This is a genomic window from Aquimarina intermedia (assembly GCF_008124785.1).
Classification (GTDB): Bacteria; Bacteroidota; Bacteroidia; order Flavobacteriales; family Flavobacteriaceae; genus Aquimarina; species Aquimarina intermedia.
On sequence record NZ_VNHU01000001.1, the window covers coordinates 339306 to 355352 of the forward strand.

Sequence of the window (16047 nt, forward strand, 5' to 3'; positions counted from 1 at the left end):
ATCATACTCCTGCTAATACCGCTGGTTTTGCGATAAACACATACAATGCAATACTGACTAATACTATTAAAAATAAAATTACAATAGCTAAAATTCTCAGTTTAATAGAGGCACTTTTGGGCTGTACGGTTTTTTTATGATATTGATATACACGGTCAATATCATCGGTATATCTTCCTGGAAAAATTTCGGTATTGCATTTTAAACACTGCATACTCTCAATGACTTCTTTTTTAGTATGAACGATAAGCGGAGTAGTAATTCTTTTTTGATCAAAACTTAACGCTAAACTTTCGGTAGCAAAACATTCGGGACAATTATTGTTTAAGATGGCTTTTTTAAGGTTGATGTATTCAGTTTTCACGTTGATTTGGTTTTCAACTATAACGGTAAAGATTTAACTTTCTTGTGTTTCTGATTCAAATTTCTTCAGTGTAATTTGAAAAACCGAACCTCTGCCGAGCTCAGATCGCAGCACTTTTATTTTACCTAGGTGATACTCTTCTATGATTCTTTTGGCTAAAGATAATCCTAATCCCCAACCTCTGCTCTTCGAAGTATACCCAGGTTCAAATATTTTAGTAAACTTACTTTTTGGGAGTCCTTTTCCGGAATCTTTAATTTTAATAAACACTCGCCTAGCGTCCTGTGTAACTTCAATTTTGAGATCCCCTTTTCCTTTCATCGCATCAATGGCATTTTTTACCAGATTTTCTATTGTCCAACCAAACAATTGTGAGTTAAGCTTTACAATAATGGGAGCGTTAGGTAATTTAATTGAAAAATTTATAAGCTTCGAACTTCGAGCCTCGATATAGGTGTAAGCCTCTTTGGTTTCTGCTACAATATCTTTTTCTTCAAGATTCGGAATGGATCCAATTTTGGAGAATCGTTCTGTGATAACTCGTAAACGTTCAATATCTTTTTCGATTTCGACAAGATATTCCGGATTTACATTTTCAGATTTCAAAATTTCATTCCATCCAACTAAGGAGGATAGTGGGGTTCCAATTTGATGTGCAGTTTCTTTAGCCATTCCTGCCCATAATTTATTTTGTTCACTAGCTTTTGAGGTGGTAAAAAAGAAGTAGATAACTCCAATAAGTAAGAACAGAATAAGCGCAATGGCAATGGGGTAATATTTTAATTTTTTGAGAATCGCAGAATTTCCAAAGTGAATGTATTGAACGGTGCCTTTTAAATCTAATTCAATAGGTTTGTTCTCTGACTTTAGATCCATGAGAAAAGCCCTCAAATCACCCTCATCTTCCAAGAGATTTGAGGATAAGTTTTTAAAATAACCCGGATCTAGATTACCAGACGAATCTCGTATAAAATTATGTTTTCCATCTGTGATAATTATAGGAATTGTATTGTTTGTCCCTCCTATTAAAATGGATAAATCAAGATAGTCATCTGATTGCTCACTATTCAATGCTTTTTGCGATTGGGCCCAAACCTGCATTTTAATACGCTCGTCTTCTTTCAGTCTTTGTAAAAAAAGAGATGTGTTCCAGAGAACTAGTCCGGTTATTGAAAGAACAGCAACGATGATAAAATAACTCGCTAGTTTCCGCTCATCAGAAAAATTCATGTAATAAATATTAGTTTTTAAATATAAACGATTTATTAGACAATTAGTGTATTAACCAAAAAGCTAAATCTATTTTCAAACGATCACCTTGCGTTCAAACTTTAGTATCTTTGTGAATCACAAAAATACAGTATGATAACTATAGATCCTAAAGAAGTAAGTACAGGTAGGTTGCACGGTATGATGTTAGGAGCTATTGGTCCCAGACCTATAGCTTTTGCGAGCACGATAGATACAGATGGTGTCCCAAATTTATCTCCCTTTAGTTTTTTCAATGTTTTTAGTGCGAATCCGCCAATTTTAATCTTTTCCCCTGCAAGAAGAGTGCGGGATAATACTAGCAAGCATACGCTGGATAATGTACATGCGACCAAAGAGGTTGTCATTAATATTGTAAATTATGATATCGTACAACAAATGTCTCTATCCAGTACCGAGTATGCTACAGGAGTAAACGAGTTTGAGAAAGCGGGCTTAACTATGGTTCCTTCTACAAAAGTTGAACCCTTTAGGGTAGGAGAATCTCCTGTGCAATTCGAATGTAAGATTAGAGAAGTTGTAGCTTTGGGAGAAGAAGGAGGAGCAGGTAACCTAGTAATCTGTGAGGTGTTGCTCATGCATGTAAAAGAAGCTGTATTAGATAATGAGGGAAAAATAGATCAACATAAAATTGATCAGGTAGCCAGAATGGGAGGCAACTGGTATACAAGAGCTAAAGCAGGCATGTTTGAGGTGCCAAAACCCGTGACTACTCTAGGAATAGGAGTGGACACCTTGCCAGAAAGTATTCGGTTAAGTTCTGTGTTAACAGGCAATGACCTTGGTAAATTAGGTAATGTAGAAGCGCTTCCTGCAGAGGCTGATATACGACAGTTTTTTGCTAACCACCCAGAGATTAAAGCACAAATAATTTCTGAAAACCCAACAGAAATTCATAAATTTGCGAAACAGTATTTGGATCAAAATGATATAACTACTGCCTGGAATATTTTAGCAGCAAATAAATAATAGATTAAGATGGAAGTACAAGGAAAAGTAAAAATGGTAGGTGAGGTACAGAGCTTTGGGAGCAATGGTTTTAGAAAGCGTGAAATTGTTGTTACTACAGATGAGCAATATCCTCAACATATTATGGTTGAATTCGTTCAGGATAAATGTGATTTACTTAATAATTTTCAGGTAGGACAGGACGTAAAAATAAGTATCAATTTAAGAGGAAGAGAATGGGTTAATCCTCAGGGAGAGACTAAGTATTTTAACTCTATTCAGGGTTGGAGAATTGAGAACTTGCAGCCGGTTGCTCCGACAGCAGCTCCAATGCCTCCAGCAGATGCTTTCGAGCCTGCAACTGACCTGTCGGAAGAGGATCATGATGACTTACCTTTCTAGAAATAAATTTTTAAAACCTTCGATGGTTGAAAATAATAAGTAAAAAAGTCCGATACCTTACGTATCGGACTTTTCATATTGTGAATTTGATTATACCTTCTAATAAAACTCAAAAAAGCAATGATGAACAAAATTTAACTTAAAAGGCATTAACAAATATTGTGATTTTTTTGGTGAAATCAAACAACTATTTGATATTTAACGTGATAATCAAGCCGCTTAATTTTGTATTTTTTAACTAATGCCATAGAATTCCCTCAAGTACATCTTGCTAATACAGATGGATTGCTAGCTGTAGGAGGAGATCTCTCCAGTAAACGTTTGCTACATGCGTATTATAGCGGAATTTTCCCATGGTTTTCTGAAGAGCAGCCAATATTGTGGTTTAGTCCTGATCCTCGTATGGTACTTTTTCCAGACGAGTTGAAAATCAGTAAGAGTATGCGGCAGGTGCTTAGAAAAGATATATTTCGAATCACCCTGAATACAAGCTTTACCGAGGTTATTACGACCTGTGCCTCTATACCGCGTTACGATCAGGATGGCACATGGATTACCCCCGATATGATCACTGCTTATCAAGAATTATTTAGATTAGGTTACGTACAGTCAATTGAGGTCTGGCAAGAAAACGAACTAGTCGGGGGTTTGTACGGAGTTTTGCTGAAAGATAAAGGAGTATTTTGTGGAGAAAGTATGTTTTCGAAGGTAAGTAATGCATCAAAATGTGCATTTATTTATCTTGTTGATTGGCTGAAGGGAACAGGTGTAAAGTTGATCGATTGTCAAATGTATACCGATCATCTTGCGAGTTTGGGCGCAAGAGAAATTGATCGTAAAACCTTTATGATGTATTTAAAATAAAATTTTACCTTGCTGTAGATTCTAATAATCCTAAAACATAAACCATGACGCTACATAATCTTGAAACTTCTACTTCGGTTTTAAACCAATTTATTGCTGAAATCCGTGATGAGGTTATCCAAAAAGATCAAATGCGTTTCAGAAGAAATATTGAGCGCATAGGCGAGGTACTGGGGTATGAATTAAGTAAAAAACTAACTGTGACGTCTAGAGAAGTGCAAACCCCTTTGGGAATCAAAACGGTTATAGTTCCTGATGAAAAGCTGGTTTTATGCTCGATCTTAAGAGCAGGAATGCCTTTACACCAAGGGTTGCTAAATTACTTTGATAAGGAAGAAAATGCCTTTATTTCTGCTTATAGATATCATCCGGATGATTCCGATGCTTTTGAGGTGGTGGTTAATTATCTGGCTGCCCCATCGATTGAAGGTAAAACGTTGCTGTTGATTGACCCGATGTTGGCTACGGGTAAAACCCTGGAAAATACCTATCATGCATTACTCAAACATGGAACGCCCAAACACATTCATATCATATCAGTGATTGGTTCTGTTGAAGGAGTGGACTATGTAAAAACTATTTTCCCTGAAAATACGGATATTTGGATTGCTACAATTGATGATAAATTAAGTTCCAGAGGGTATATCGTACCGGGACTTGGGGATGCGGGGGATTTGAGTTATGGGTCAAAATTATAAAAAGTTCTTACTAGGCTGGTAATTATTCTAATATTTAAAACAATTCACCTCGTGGTCATTGACCATCCCAATTGCCTGCATAAAAGCATAGACAATAGTGGAACCTACAAATTTAAAACCTCTCTTTTTTAAATCCTTACTTATGGCATCAGATAGCGGAGTAGTTGCCGGGCAATCTTCATAATATTTCCAATGATTTTTAATAGGTTTGTTATTTACAAATCCCCAAATATAGCTGTCAAAACTACCAAACTCTTGCTGTACCTTTATAAAGTTTTGAGCATTGGTAACAGCCGAATTCACTTTAAGTTTGTTTCTGATAATACCGGGATTTTGCAATAAAACTTCCTTCTTGTCATTATCATAAAGGGCGATATGTTGATAGTCGAAATTATCAAAGGCTTTTCTGAAGTGTTCTCTTTTTTTCAAGATAGTAATCCAGCTTAACCCCGCTTGAAAACTCTCTAGTAATAAAAATTCAAACAAAACGGTATCATCATGTACAGGAACGCCCCATTCTTGATCGTGATAGTCTATATATAAAGGATCGGAAGAGCACCAGTGACAACGTCGTTTTTCCATTTATTTTAGTTTTGAAGAACTAAAGATACTATTTTTATGACAGTAAAAACTGTAAGGAATAGGGATATGACGCGTCAACTAGTAAAAATAAGTATATGAAGGAAACCATGATAACCTCGGTTATAGAGCTTGTAAAGGAAGGCATTGCTGCCTCATTTGATTATGCAGCATATAAAGAAATGGTGAGCACGCTATTAGAAACAGGTAAATCTACTGGACAGGAGCAATCTGAAGCTTTAACTAACTATAGCTTACTCAATGAACGACGCATGAAAAGATTAGATAAAACTATTACAATCAATTCGTCTATTAGGGAGGCTATAGCAACTATGCACATGGATGTTACCTGGCTGGTTTTAACAGAAGGATGGTGTGGGGATGCAGCACAATCATTGCCCATTCTTAACAAACTTGCAGCAATAAATCCTGGAATCAATTTACGTATTGTGTTGCGGGATCAGCATACAGAACTAATGGATAAGTTCTTAACTAATAATGGAAGATCCATACCCAAGCTGATCGCATACGACGCAAATGAAGAGCAAGTATTGTACACTTGGGGACCCAGACCGTCGATTGCTACAAAAATGGTGGAAGCATTTAAAAAGGAGCATGGTAACCTTAATGCTGTTTTCAAACAAGACTTACAGGTATGGTATAATAAAGATAAAGGAGAAACCCTTGTTAATGATTTTGTTGAACTTTTGAAAAATCATTCAGCATAGTTAAAATAATAGGTTATAGAGCCTTTTTGTTCCTCATTAGTAGAAGAGGAAAAAAGGGCTTTTTTAGCGTACACCATCGCATTATCAAATAAGCATTCGTTACGAGTGGTAGAGTTGCGCTTATCTATTTTAGTCTGATAAACATATCCGTTTTTGTTCACTTCTATTTTGACGACAACTTTGCCACTACCTTCACAGGTATAAATGGGGTTAGGTAATCTCAAAGCCTTTCGGTTTTTCAAAGTATAGCTCAAGGAGCTATTACGATTGTTTGTTTCGACATTGGATGCTTTTTCATCCTCTGCATTCCCCGTGTCTTCTTTTTTAGTTTCAGAATACTCAGGTTCTGTCATCATATCTGCACCATCTGCATTGGTAAGCATGTCATTATCTCCTTCTGTACCTTTCCCCGGATCTTCGGTTAGTGCCTTCATGCGTTCTTCAAATTCTTGATGATCAGGATCGTCAAAGTCTTCATTAAATGCGTCATGTGTTCGTTTGGCAGCAATTAGCTTGCGATCTTCCTGTTCCACTTCATCTACATCCTCTTCTTCCTGTTCTGTTAGCGCAGCCATTTCTTCTAACGGTAACTCGATAAGCATTTCTGTTTTAATCTTTTGCTTACCAACCATGTTTATATTATAGAGCGTTAAAATAAATATGCCCATAAGCATGCTCGTAATTATAAGCGCTTTGTGTTTTTCTATAATTGCCATAGTTTATATAACTTTTTTAAGTTCAATTTATTTTACATTTGGGGGAATGTTTCGCTAAATTGTTTTTCAAAATTTTCTGGACTAATCGCATCATCCACAGAGAAGTTCCCGATTTTAGTGCGCCGCAGCTCACTTAAGTGGGCGCCACTGTTTAGTGCTTTTCCAAAATCATGCGCTAGAGATCGTATATACGTTCCTTTGCTACATTGTACTCTAAATTTTATATTGGGCAGATCTATGTCGGTGATTTCGAATACATCTATCTGCACAGCTCTAGATGCTATTGCTACCTCTTCTCCTTGTCTTGCGTATTCATACAAACGCTTTCCGTCTTTTTTTAATGCTGAAAACACCGGCGGATATTGATTTATGACTCCCGTGAATTGAGCTGTGGTGGATTTGATCCTATCCTCAGTCAAATGATCCAAAGGAAAAACTTGATTCACCGCTGTTTCCAAATCATAGGATGGCGTGGTAGCTCCAAGCGTTATGGTCCCGGTGTATTCTTTTACCTGACCCTGAAATTCTTCAATGCGTTTGGTGAATTTTCCTGTACATAGGATTAACAAACCTGTGGCCAAAGGGTCTAACGTACCAGCATGCCCTACTTTGATCTTTTTTATGTTGTAATTTTTACGAATCAGCCAACGAATTTTATTTACAACCTGAAACGAAGTCCATTGTAAGGGCTTATCGATCAAGAGAATTTGACCGTCTTTATATGCTTGATCGGTTAACATTATCTGGGACTATTTAATAAAACCAAAGATGATGGCGATTACGCCAACGATTACACAATATAGGGCAAAATAAGATAACTTGCTCTTTTTCACTATAGAAATCATCCAGGTACAGGCAAAAAGTCCTGATATAAATGCGGCAGCAAAACCTAATAATAGCGGTAAGCTTGCCCCTGCAGCATAGGTTAGATCTCCACTAACGATATCCTTAGCAATCTTTCCAAAAATTAATGGAATCACCATTAAAAAAGAAAATCTGGCAGCCCTTGTTTTATCGTTACCCAGCAGTACAGAAGTTGAGATAGTGGCACCACTTCGAGAAATTCCCGGTAGCATAGCAACTGCTTGAGCAATTCCAATGATAAATGCATTTGATTTGCTTACAGATTTTTGAGTATCTTTTGCTTTGTTAGCTAACCATAGTAGAACTGCTGTTACTATCAGCATTGCACCCACAAAACTTATATTACCGCCGAATAATTGCTCTAATTGCTCTTCGAGAAGTAAACCAACAATGACGGCGGGGAGCATCGAGATCAGTATTTTGAGAGCAAATTGAGTCTCTTCGTTATTTTTGAATTGAAAAATACCCTCTAATAGAACCCAAATATCTTTTCTAAATACCACGATAGTGCTCAACGCGGTAGCAAAATGTAATACTACTGTGAATAATAAAGATTCTTCGGGGACGCTGGTATCTCCCAGAATAGCTTTTCCTAATTCCAGATGACCGCTGGAAGACACAGGTAGAAACTCTGTTAATCCTTGGATGACCCCTAAAATAATAGCATCAATAATCTCCATAGTCCTCTATGCTTTATTTTTTGGCAAATATAAAATTACCTGATTAGTTAAGGTTGGAAAATTATTTTTTCTTCTTTGTTGGATCTAAAAGAATAGCATACGCTTCGATGGCAAAACCTATAAGAACGATCGTTGGAGCCAGGCGAATTCTTCTGAAACTATAAATTTCGGGATTGAAATAGTTGGGATCATCACTTCCTCCACCAGTCATTAAAATGAAGCCTAAAGCAATGACGCCAAGACCAATGCCCATCATAATATAGTTTTTCTTTTTGAAAATAAATTCAGATGCATGTTTTTTGGGTGTATCGGATGTTTTACTCATCAGTATCTTTAATTATTTCGTTATAAATAACTGTATTTTCTCTTGTGATTTTGGACACATGCCCCATATTACCATCTCGTGTAAAAATTGTCCATCGATGTACAGGGTACAGGGTAACAAAGGTATCCAAAATTTCTTTACGTAACTCCTCAAGCTTTAGTCGCGATAATCCACGATTAATATAATAATAATGATCGTCGTCTGCCAGCGTAATTGCAATGTCCCTTCCCGGAGCTTCTTCGATATCCGTTACCTTTCCGTATATTTTTAAGACATCATCCTTGGTTACATTACGTACAGGACGAAATGATTGTATCACAATGCCCATCCCAACCAGAAAGAGAATACCTACACTTATAAAATATATTTTTACCGCAGTACTCATGGCTAATGGATCAATAATAAAGTTCGTCTGTTCGTAAATTCAAAAAACGCTGGGTTGCAAAAAAGGTGCTGATCCATGTAATTAAAACGCCCATTCCAAAAATACCTGCAAAAAGAATAGCTAATAAATAATAGTCATTTAATAATGCAAGTTCGGGGAAGGTTTCATTTAAGTAGTACAGTACGATGCCCACACCAATAAGGGCTAGCGTTGCTCCAATCATACCCAAGCGAACACTTTTCCATATAAAAGGTCTGCGAATAAACTTTTTGGTAGCGCCTACCATTTGCATAGTTTTAATGATAAATCGCTTTGAGTATACAGATAACCGAATAGAGCTATTAATAAGCAGCACAGCAATAAAAGTGAAAATGCCACTTATTAGCAACACCCAGATACTTATACGCTTTATATTGTCATTAAGTAGTGATATTAAGGGTTTATCATAAATCACTTCATCCACAAAATCTTTTTTAGTAATGCTTGCTGTTATTTCTTCCATTTTGGTGGCGTCTACAAAGTCTGCTTTTAAATAGACATCAATAGAATTCTGCAAAGGATTGTATCCAAGGAACTCCATAAAATTTTCTCCAATTTCTTTACTGTGCGCTTCTGCCGCTTCATCTTTTGAAACATAGGTAGTGGACTTGGTGTATTCGGCTAATGCTAATGTTTTTTCAAGTTGTTTAATTTCAATTTCTTTAGCAGAATTTTTTAAGTAGATTGTGAGTGCTATTTTTTCTTTAAAGTGGTCAGCAACTTTTTTAGTATTAAGTACTAATAAACCCAATAAACCCAATAAAAATAATACCAACGAAATACTAATAACAACAGAGAAATAAGAGGATATTAGTCTTCGTTTTTGATACTTTTCAAAAGATGAGCTCATAAAAAATAATTTGCAGGTAAAAATAATAAAGTTAATTAACTTTAGTGTCTATTATCTAACGCATTTTAAAGTGTTATATTAACTGTTGAGGCATGTCAATGGGTCGATTTTAGTATAAATAATAAATAGAATAACAAATGCATATAGTAATTGTTGGGGTTGGAGGTGTCGGTGGCTTTTTTGGAGGCAAGCTCATTCAGTCGGGTTGTAAGGTTACTTTAATCGCTCGGGGAGTACATAAAAAAGCAATTCTGGCACAAGGACTTCATATAAAAAGTGTGGATGGTGATTTTAATGTGCATCCACATTTGGTCACAGATGACGTTTCTCGAGTGGAACCGGCCGATTTAATTTTACTTTGCACTAAATCCTGGCAAGTAAAACAGGCAGCAAATCAAATAAAGCATTTGATAAAAGAGAATACATTGGTTCTCCCACTGCAAAATGGCGCGGACAATGCTGAGAAGGTACTAGAGATAATCGATAAAAAGCATGTTATCGGCGGTTTGTGCAAAATATACAGCAAAATAGAGGCTCCCGGTATTATAAATCACTTCGGCTTTGTTCCTGAAATTATTTTTGGAGCATTGCATACGATTTCAAACGATAGATTAGAAGAAGTAAGTACACTCTTTGATAAAGCAAAAATTAAAAATAAAATAGCTAAAGATATACAAGTAGCAATTTGGCAAAAATTTTTATTTATCGCTACGGTAAGTGGTCTAGGAGGACTTACCAGAGCAACACTCGGAGTTTTATATGAAGACAAAAACCTGAGAGATTTATTGGAGCGAACGGCCCAGGAGATTTGTGCGGTTGCTCAAGCAAAGCATATCAATCTCCCAGAAGACAGCGTTTCTGCTGTCATGAATATAATAAAAAATCAACCGTATGATGCAACTGCTTCAACGCAACGAGATATTATGGAAGGTCGACCCTCAGAACTAGAAAACTTTAATGGATTTATGGTCAGGGAAGGAGAAAGGTTAGGCGTGCCCACTCCTGTGAATAGCTTTATTTATTATTGTCTTATGCCCATGGAAAAAAAAGCGAGAGCATAGGAGGGAATTGGTTGTGTAAGCTTTTTTTGAGGGATGGGGTGTTACCAAAAAGAAATTGTAAATTTGCCGTCTGAAAAAAAAGAATTCATGAGCTACGATTTTACTGCTATTGAAGAAAAATGGCAAAAACACTGGGCAGACCACAAAACCTTTCAAACTACACGAGATAATACAAAAGAGAAATTTTTTGTATTGGATATGTTTCCTTATCCTTCTGGTGCGGGATTGCATGTGGGACATCCGTTGGGATATATTGCCAGTGATATTTACGCTCGCTACAAGCGCCACAAAGGATGCAATGTATTGCACCCCCAGGGGTATGATTCTTTTGGGTTACCGGCAGAGCAGTATGCCATACAAACCGGGCAGCATCCTGCAATTACTACTCAAAAAAATATAGCACGCTACAGAGAACAATTAGATAAAATAGGATTTTCTTTTGATTGGAGCAGAGAGGTTCGCACCAGCTCACCAGAGTATTATAAATGGACGCAATGGATTTTTATAGAGTTATTTAATTCATGGTATGATAAAGATCAGGATAAAGCGCGGCCTGTAGAAGCACTTGAATCCCTTTTTGAAAAAGAAGGAAATACTAATGTCAACGCGGTTTGTGATGAAGACGTTACCTTCTTTTCAGCAAGTGAATGGGTGAATTTTTCAGCTAAACAGCAACAAGAAATTCTGTTGCAATACAGATTGACGTATTTAGCAGAAACTGAAGTAAACTGGTGTCCGCAACTAGGTACAGTATTAGCCAATGACGAGATAGTCAACGGTGTTTCAGAGCGTGGAGGTTTCGAGGTGATCCGAAAAAAAATGACACAATGGAGTATGCGTATTTCAGCCTATGCAGAGCGTTTACTACAAGGCTTAGAGACCATCGACTGGACCGATGCGTTAAAAGAATCTCAGCGCAATTGGATAGGAAAATCAGTAGGAGCGAGCGTAAGCTTTGCAATACAAGGGTATGATGATATTATCGAAGTGTTTACAACCCGACCTGACACTATTTTTGGAGTAAGTTTTATGACGTTGGCCCCAGAACATGCCTTGGTTGACATAATAACAACAGCTGATCAAAAAGAAGCAGTTGCAGCCTATGTGCAAGCAACTGCAAAGCGTAGTGAACGCGATCGAATGGCGGATGTAAAAACGATCAGTGGTGTTTTTACAGGAGCCTATGCTTTGCATCCTTTTACTAATGAACCTGTACCCATCTGGATCGGGGACTATGTGTTGGCAGGATATGGTACGGGGGCTGTCATGGCAGTTCCATGTGGTGATCAACGTGATTATGATTTTGCAAAGCATTTTAATATTGCGATTCCTAATATTTTTGAGGGAGTGGATATTAGCGAGGAAGCCTTTTCTGATAAAGAAAAAACGGTCATAGCAAATTCTGACTTCTTAAATGGCCTCAATGCAAAAAAAGCAATCAAAACAGCAATTTATGAACTGGAAAAATTGGGTAAAGGTGAAGGAAAAACAAATTATCGTTTACGAGATGCTGTTTTTAGTCGTCAGCGATATTGGGGAGAACCTTTTCCGGTATATTATGTGGATGGAATGCCACAAATGATCGATACAGCCCATTTACCTATCAAATTACCTGACGTAGAAAAATATTTACCGACCGAAACCGGAGAGCCGCCTTTAGGACGTGCTGAGGTTTGGGCTTGGGATACTACGGCAAATAAGGTGGTAGATAACAATTTAATTGATCATTCGACAGTTTTTCCTTTAGAATTAAACACCATGCCCGGATGGGCAGGAAGCTCCTGGTATTTGTTTCGATACATGGATCCGCATAATGAAAAAGAGTTCGCTTCCGCGGAAGCGCTCAATTACTGGAAACAGGTAGATTTGTATATTGGAGGGAGCGAACATGCAACCGGACACTTGTTGTATTCCCGATTTTGGACGAAGTTTTTAAATGACAGAGCGTATGTACCGGTGAACGAGCCGTTTAAAAAACTAATCAATCAAGGGATGATATTGGGTACGAGTGCGTTTGTATATAGGGATGTAAACACCAATACTATAATTTCAAAAGGGTTGACTTCAAAAACTGAAGTGACTCCAATACATGTGGATGTGTCACTGGTTAATGCATCCAATGAGCTAGATGTCGAAGGATTCAAACAATGGAGACCTGAGTTTGCTGAAGCGGAATTTGTTTTAGAAGGTGGAAAATACATTGTAGGACGCGAAGTAGAAAAAATGTCCAAATCCAAATATAATGTGGTGAATCCAGATGAGATTTGTGAGCAGTATGGAGCAGATACCTTACGTTTATACGAAATGTTTTTGGGTCCTTTGGAGCAAGCAAAGCCATGGAATACTGCGGGGATTACAGGAGTTTATAACTTCCTTAAAAAGTTATGGAAACTATATCATGATAATGAAACGTTCACGGTTGTTGATGCGGCATCGACTAAGGATAGCTTAAAAACATTGCATAAAACTATCAAAAAAGTACAGGAGGATATTGAGACCTTCTCCTTTAATACCACAGTAAGTACTTTTATGATTGCAGTAAATGAATTAACGGCTCAAAAGTGTAACTCCAGAGCTATTTTGGAGCCTTTAACAATACTCATATCGCCCTATGCACCTCATATAGCCGAGGAACTTTGGTCACGGTTAGGTCATAAAACGTCAATAGCAACAGCTGCATTTCCAATCTTCGAAGAGAAATATTTGGTAGAAAGCACAAAGGAATACCCAATTTCGTTTAATGGTAAAATGCGTTTTACGCTAGAGTTGCCATTAGATATGAGTAAGGATGCAATTGAGAAAATAGTGTTGGCTCATGAAAAAACACAGCAGCAACTTAATGGCCGAACACCAAAAAAAATAATTATAGTTCCAGGCAAGATTATAAATATCGTAGGTTAATAACTTTTGTTATAATAAATTAGTGTAACCCAAAGCAATGAAAATTGCTTTGGGTTATTTTTTTCTAAATAATTGAAAAATCAAAGACTCGAAAACTTGCTATAGTGGATAGATGAAATCATCATGTTACTGATCTGATTCCTCTGCGCAAGGTATCACAATTAAAAAAGAGGTTGTTTTTATTGATACCGGACATTCTGAGTGCTATTTCATGGTTAAAATTTGAAATTCCTAACTTTTACTTGGACATTATGAATGATAATTTACTAACAAAAATTACCTGTTACTTATTTTAACATGCATTTGTTAACTAAATAATTGTGAAATAGTTATAAATAGTATTAAAATATTTTTTGGTTCATCTTTATTGTTTTATTTCGTTAAAACATATATTTTCGACAAAAATTTAAGAATATGATAATTGGTGTTCCAAAAGAAATCAAAAACAACGAGAATCGTGTAGGGTTAACACCCGCTGGAACGATGGAACTCGTACGTAATGGTCACACTGTTTTTGTACAACATACTGCTGGTGTACAAAGCGGATTCACTGACGAGGCATATATAGATGCCGGGGCTATGATTTTACCAACCATCGAAGATGTGTATCATACTGCACAGATGATAATTAAGGTCAAGGAACCCATTGAACAAGAATATAAATTGATTAAAGAAGATCAATTAGTTTTTACATATTTCCATTTTGCCTCCAGTGAGCCACTTACAGAAGCTATGATTAAAAGCAAGTCTGTATGTGTTTCTTATGAAACTGTTGAGGAAGCCGATCGTAGCTTACCCTTATTAACACCTATGAGTGAAGTTGCAGGACGTATGTCTATACAACAGGGGGCTAAATACCTTGAAAAACCTTTAAAAGGAATTGGTATTCTTTTAGGAGGCGTTCCCGGAGTTGCACCTGCCAAAGTGATTGTACTTGGTGGCGGTGTGGTTGGAACGCAGGCTGCGAAAATGGCAGCTGGAATGGGAGCAGATGTTACTATTCTTGATATTAGTATGAAACGTTTGCGTTACCTGGATGATGTGATGCCGGCAAACGTCAAAACAGAATTCTCTAACGAATATAATATTCGCAAACACCTTTCTACTGCAGATCTAATTATCGGCGGGGTGTTAATTCCTGGAGCAAAGGCACCAAAACTAATTACACGTGACATGTTGAAAGATATGAGACCAGGAACTGTACTGGTTGATGTAGCTGTGGATCAAGGGGGTTGTTTTGAAACAACTAAGCCTACCACGCACCAAGACCCGATCTATATTATTGACGATGTAGTACATTACTCTGTAGCAAATATGCCAGGTGCTGTTCCTTATACTTCTACCTTAGCACTGACGAATGTAACTTTGCCATATGCAGTACAATTAGCTAATAAGGGATGGAAAAAAGCATGTACAGATAATTTACCATTGAAAAAAGGATTAAACGTAATTAATGGTGATGTGGTGTATCCTGCAATTTCTGAGGCATTCAATCTGCCGTTACATGATGTGGATGCTTATCTCAATTAAGGATGTAAATAAGAAAACTTTAAGTTTTAGTATTGGAAACCTCGTCATAATTGGCGAGGTTTTTGCTTTTATCTTTTAACTAACTTTACATAAAAAAAATATGATTGGATATTATATAATTGCAGGATTAATTTTTCTAGCAAGTTCTTGGGTGAGCAGTCGATTGAAGAGTAAATTTAAGAAATACTCAAATGTATACTTACAGAATGGCATGAGTGGTGCAGAAATTGCCACCAAGATGTTACACGATAATAATATTACAGATGTCAAGGTCATATCGACAAGTGGTATGCTTACAGATCATTATAACCCGGCAAATAAAACAGTTAATTTGAGTGAAGGCGTATACAGTCAGCGTAATGCTGCTGCTGCTGCTGTAGCAGCTCATGAATGTGGACATGCAGTACAGCACGCTACGGCCTATAGCTGGCTTACCTTACGTTCTAAGATTGTTCCTGTGGTGGGGATCGCTAGTAAACTTTCTAATTTTGTTATTATGGGAGGCTTGATCTTATCTGCTACCGGATCTTTATTAGGGAATTCGATTTTTTTGATTGGAATTATTTTATTTGCAGCCACCACGCTATTTGCATTCATCACATTACCGGTAGAATATGACGCCAGTAAACGAGCCTTGGCGTGGTTGGAAAGGACAGATATGTTGAACAGTGCAGAGCATGATGCAGCAAAGGATGCGCTAAAATGGGCGGCCAGAACCTATGTAGTTGCCGCGATTGGATCCCTTGCGACCTTGTTGTATTTTATATCTATTTTTCTAGGAAATCGTAGAGATTAGTCACGCTTTACCTTAAATTGAAAGTGTCAACAAAGTCTAAAGCATGAG

General features: G+C 37.1%; 18 protein-coding genes. 9 read left to right on the forward strand and 9 right to left on the reverse strand.

Annotation, left to right across the window (positions count from 1 at the left end; all coding sequences use genetic code 11):
• Position 1: 1 nt before the first annotated feature.
• On the reverse strand, positions 2-364 hold the full coding sequence (locus BD809_RS01415) for a hypothetical protein (RefSeq protein ID WP_148781163.1): 363 nt from the start codon (positions 362-364) through the stop codon (positions 2-4).
• A 33-nt stretch (positions 365-397) separates the two neighbouring features.
• Positions 398-1594 (reverse strand): sensor histidine kinase, encoded by a 1197-nt coding sequence (locus BD809_RS01420; RefSeq protein ID WP_148781164.1) that lies wholly within the window; start codon positions 1592-1594, stop codon positions 398-400.
• A 132-nt stretch (positions 1595-1726) separates the two neighbouring features.
• Between BD809_RS01420 and BD809_RS01425 the strand changes: the two genes are divergently transcribed.
• The 4 genes from BD809_RS01425 (at position 1727) to upp (ending at position 4545) form a co-directional block, all read left to right on the forward strand.
• Positions 1727-2602, forward strand: coding sequence for a flavin reductase family protein (locus BD809_RS01425; RefSeq protein ID WP_148781165.1), 876 nt, complete (start codon positions 1727-1729; stop codon positions 2600-2602).
• Between the two features lie 9 nt (positions 2603-2611).
• Positions 2612-2983 (forward strand): DUF3127 domain-containing protein, encoded by a 372-nt coding sequence (locus BD809_RS01430; RefSeq protein ID WP_148781166.1) that lies wholly within the window; start codon positions 2612-2614, stop codon positions 2981-2983.
• A gap of 225 nt (positions 2984-3208) precedes the next feature.
• Positions 3209-3847, forward strand: coding sequence for a leucyl/phenylalanyl-tRNA--protein transferase (aat, locus tag BD809_RS01435; protein WP_148781167.1), 639 nt, complete (start codon positions 3209-3211; stop codon positions 3845-3847).
• A gap of 44 nt (positions 3848-3891) precedes the next feature.
• On the forward strand, positions 3892-4545 hold the full coding sequence (upp, locus tag BD809_RS01440; protein WP_148781168.1) for a uracil phosphoribosyltransferase: 654 nt from the start codon (positions 3892-3894) through the stop codon (positions 4543-4545).
• A 27-nt stretch (positions 4546-4572) separates the two neighbouring features.
• Here the strand turns inward: upp and BD809_RS01445 are convergent, their stop codons facing one another.
• Complete coding sequence (locus BD809_RS01445) at positions 4573-5127, reverse strand: DNA-3-methyladenine glycosylase I (RefSeq protein WP_148781169.1); 555 nt, start codon at positions 5125-5127, stop codon at positions 4573-4575.
• Positions 5128-5222: 95 nt separating this feature from the next.
• Between BD809_RS01445 and BD809_RS01450 the strand changes: the two genes are divergently transcribed.
• On the forward strand, positions 5223-5852 hold the full coding sequence (locus BD809_RS01450) for a thioredoxin family protein (protein WP_246131391.1): 630 nt from the start codon (positions 5223-5225) through the stop codon (positions 5850-5852).
• Here the strand turns inward: BD809_RS01450 and BD809_RS01455 are convergent.
• From BD809_RS01455 to BD809_RS01480, 6 genes are all read right to left on the reverse strand, one after another.
• A complete protein-coding gene (locus BD809_RS01455) occupies positions 5840-6568 on the reverse strand; it encodes a hypothetical protein (protein ID WP_148781170.1) in 729 nt (242 codons plus the stop codon). The two genes, BD809_RS01450 and BD809_RS01455, sit on opposite strands and share 13 nt — an antisense overlap.
• A 32-nt stretch (positions 6569-6600) precedes the next feature.
• Positions 6601-7308, reverse strand: a complete 708-nt coding sequence (gene truB, locus BD809_RS01460) for a tRNA pseudouridine(55) synthase TruB (RefSeq protein ID WP_148781171.1) — start codon at positions 7306-7308, stop codon at positions 6601-6603.
• 9 nt (positions 7309-7317) lie between these two features.
• Positions 7318-8112 carry an undecaprenyl-diphosphate phosphatase gene (locus BD809_RS01465; protein ID WP_148781172.1) on the reverse strand — a complete coding sequence of 265 codons (795 nt, stop codon included), beginning with the start codon at positions 8110-8112 and terminating at the stop codon, positions 7318-7320.
• Positions 8113-8173: 61 nt separating this feature from the next.
• Positions 8174-8437, reverse strand: a complete 264-nt coding sequence (locus tag BD809_RS01470; RefSeq protein ID WP_148781173.1) for a DUF3098 domain-containing protein — start codon at positions 8435-8437, stop codon at positions 8174-8176.
• Positions 8430-8822 carry a hypothetical protein gene (locus BD809_RS01475; protein ID WP_148781174.1) on the reverse strand — a complete coding sequence of 131 codons (393 nt, stop codon included), beginning with the start codon at positions 8820-8822 and terminating at the stop codon, positions 8430-8432. The genes BD809_RS01470 and BD809_RS01475 overlap by 8 nt, the downstream gene beginning before the upstream one ends.
• Positions 8823-8832: 10 nt before the next feature.
• On the reverse strand, positions 8833-9711 hold the full coding sequence (locus BD809_RS01480) for a cell division protein FtsX (protein ID WP_148781175.1): 879 nt from the start codon (positions 9709-9711) through the stop codon (positions 8833-8835).
• A gap of 137 nt (positions 9712-9848) precedes the next feature.
• Here BD809_RS01480 and BD809_RS01485 point away from each other — a divergent pair, with 137 nt between their 5' ends.
• From BD809_RS01485 to BD809_RS01500, 4 genes are all read left to right on the forward strand, one after another.
• Positions 9849-10772 carry a ketopantoate reductase family protein gene (locus tag BD809_RS01485; protein WP_148781176.1) on the forward strand — a complete coding sequence of 308 codons (924 nt, stop codon included), beginning with the start codon at positions 9849-9851 and terminating at the stop codon, positions 10770-10772.
• An 87-nt stretch (positions 10773-10859) separates the two neighbouring features.
• Positions 10860-13673, forward strand: coding sequence for a leucine--tRNA ligase (gene leuS / locus BD809_RS01490; protein ID WP_148781177.1), 2814 nt, complete (start codon positions 10860-10862; stop codon positions 13671-13673).
• Positions 13674-14087: 414 nt separating this feature from the next.
• Positions 14088-15203 (forward strand): alanine dehydrogenase, encoded by a 1116-nt coding sequence (gene ald, locus BD809_RS01495; protein WP_148781178.1) that lies wholly within the window; start codon positions 14088-14090, stop codon positions 15201-15203.
• A 100-nt stretch (positions 15204-15303) separates the two neighbouring features.
• The gene (locus tag BD809_RS01500; protein WP_148781179.1) at positions 15304-15999 is read left to right on the forward strand and encodes a zinc metallopeptidase; all 696 of its coding nucleotides are present in this window, start codon (positions 15304-15306) and stop codon (positions 15997-15999) included.
• Positions 16000-16047: the final 48 nt, after the last annotated feature.

Coding starts and splice junctions, on each gene's coding strand:
- BD809_RS01500 (WP_148781179.1), top strand. CDS start 15,304: ATGATTGGATATTATATAATTGCAGGATTAATTTTTCTAGCAAGTTCT.
- BD809_RS01420 (WP_148781164.1), bottom strand. CDS start 1,594: ATGAATTTTTCTGATGAGCGGAAACTAGCGAGTTATTTTATCATCGTT.
- BD809_RS01430 (WP_148781166.1), top strand. CDS start 2,612: ATGGAAGTACAAGGAAAAGTAAAAATGGTAGGTGAGGTACAGAGCTTT.
- BD809_RS01450 (WP_246131391.1), top strand. CDS start 5,223: ATGAAGGAAACCATGATAACCTCGGTTATAGAGCTTGTAAAGGAAGGC.
- BD809_RS01455 (WP_148781170.1), bottom strand. CDS start 6,568: ATGGCAATTATAGAAAAACACAAAGCGCTTATAATTACGAGCATGCTT.
- BD809_RS01480 (WP_148781175.1), bottom strand. CDS start 9,711: ATGAGCTCATCTTTTGAAAAGTATCAAAAACGAAGACTAATATCCTCT.
- BD809_RS01425 (WP_148781165.1), top strand. CDS start 1,727: ATGATAACTATAGATCCTAAAGAAGTAAGTACAGGTAGGTTGCACGGT.
- BD809_RS01475 (WP_148781174.1), bottom strand. CDS start 8,822: ATGAGTACTGCGGTAAAAATATATTTTATAAGTGTAGGTATTCTCTTT.
- BD809_RS01445 (WP_148781169.1), bottom strand. CDS start 5,127: ATGGAAAAACGACGTTGTCACTGGTGCTCTTCCGATCCTTTATATATA.
- truB (WP_148781171.1), bottom strand. CDS start 7,308: ATGTTAACCGATCAAGCATATAAAGACGGTCAAATTCTCTTGATCGAT.
- BD809_RS01470 (WP_148781173.1), bottom strand. CDS start 8,437: ATGAGTAAAACATCCGATACACCCAAAAAACATGCATCTGAATTTATT.
- BD809_RS01465 (WP_148781172.1), bottom strand. CDS start 8,112: ATGGAGATTATTGATGCTATTATTTTAGGGGTCATCCAAGGATTAACA.
- upp (WP_148781168.1), top strand. CDS start 3,892: ATGACGCTACATAATCTTGAAACTTCTACTTCGGTTTTAAACCAATTT.
- BD809_RS01485 (WP_148781176.1), top strand. CDS start 9,849: ATGCATATAGTAATTGTTGGGGTTGGAGGTGTCGGTGGCTTTTTTGGA.
- leuS (WP_148781177.1), top strand. CDS start 10,860: ATGAGCTACGATTTTACTGCTATTGAAGAAAAATGGCAAAAACACTGG.
- ald (WP_148781178.1), top strand. CDS start 14,088: ATGATAATTGGTGTTCCAAAAGAAATCAAAAACAACGAGAATCGTGTA.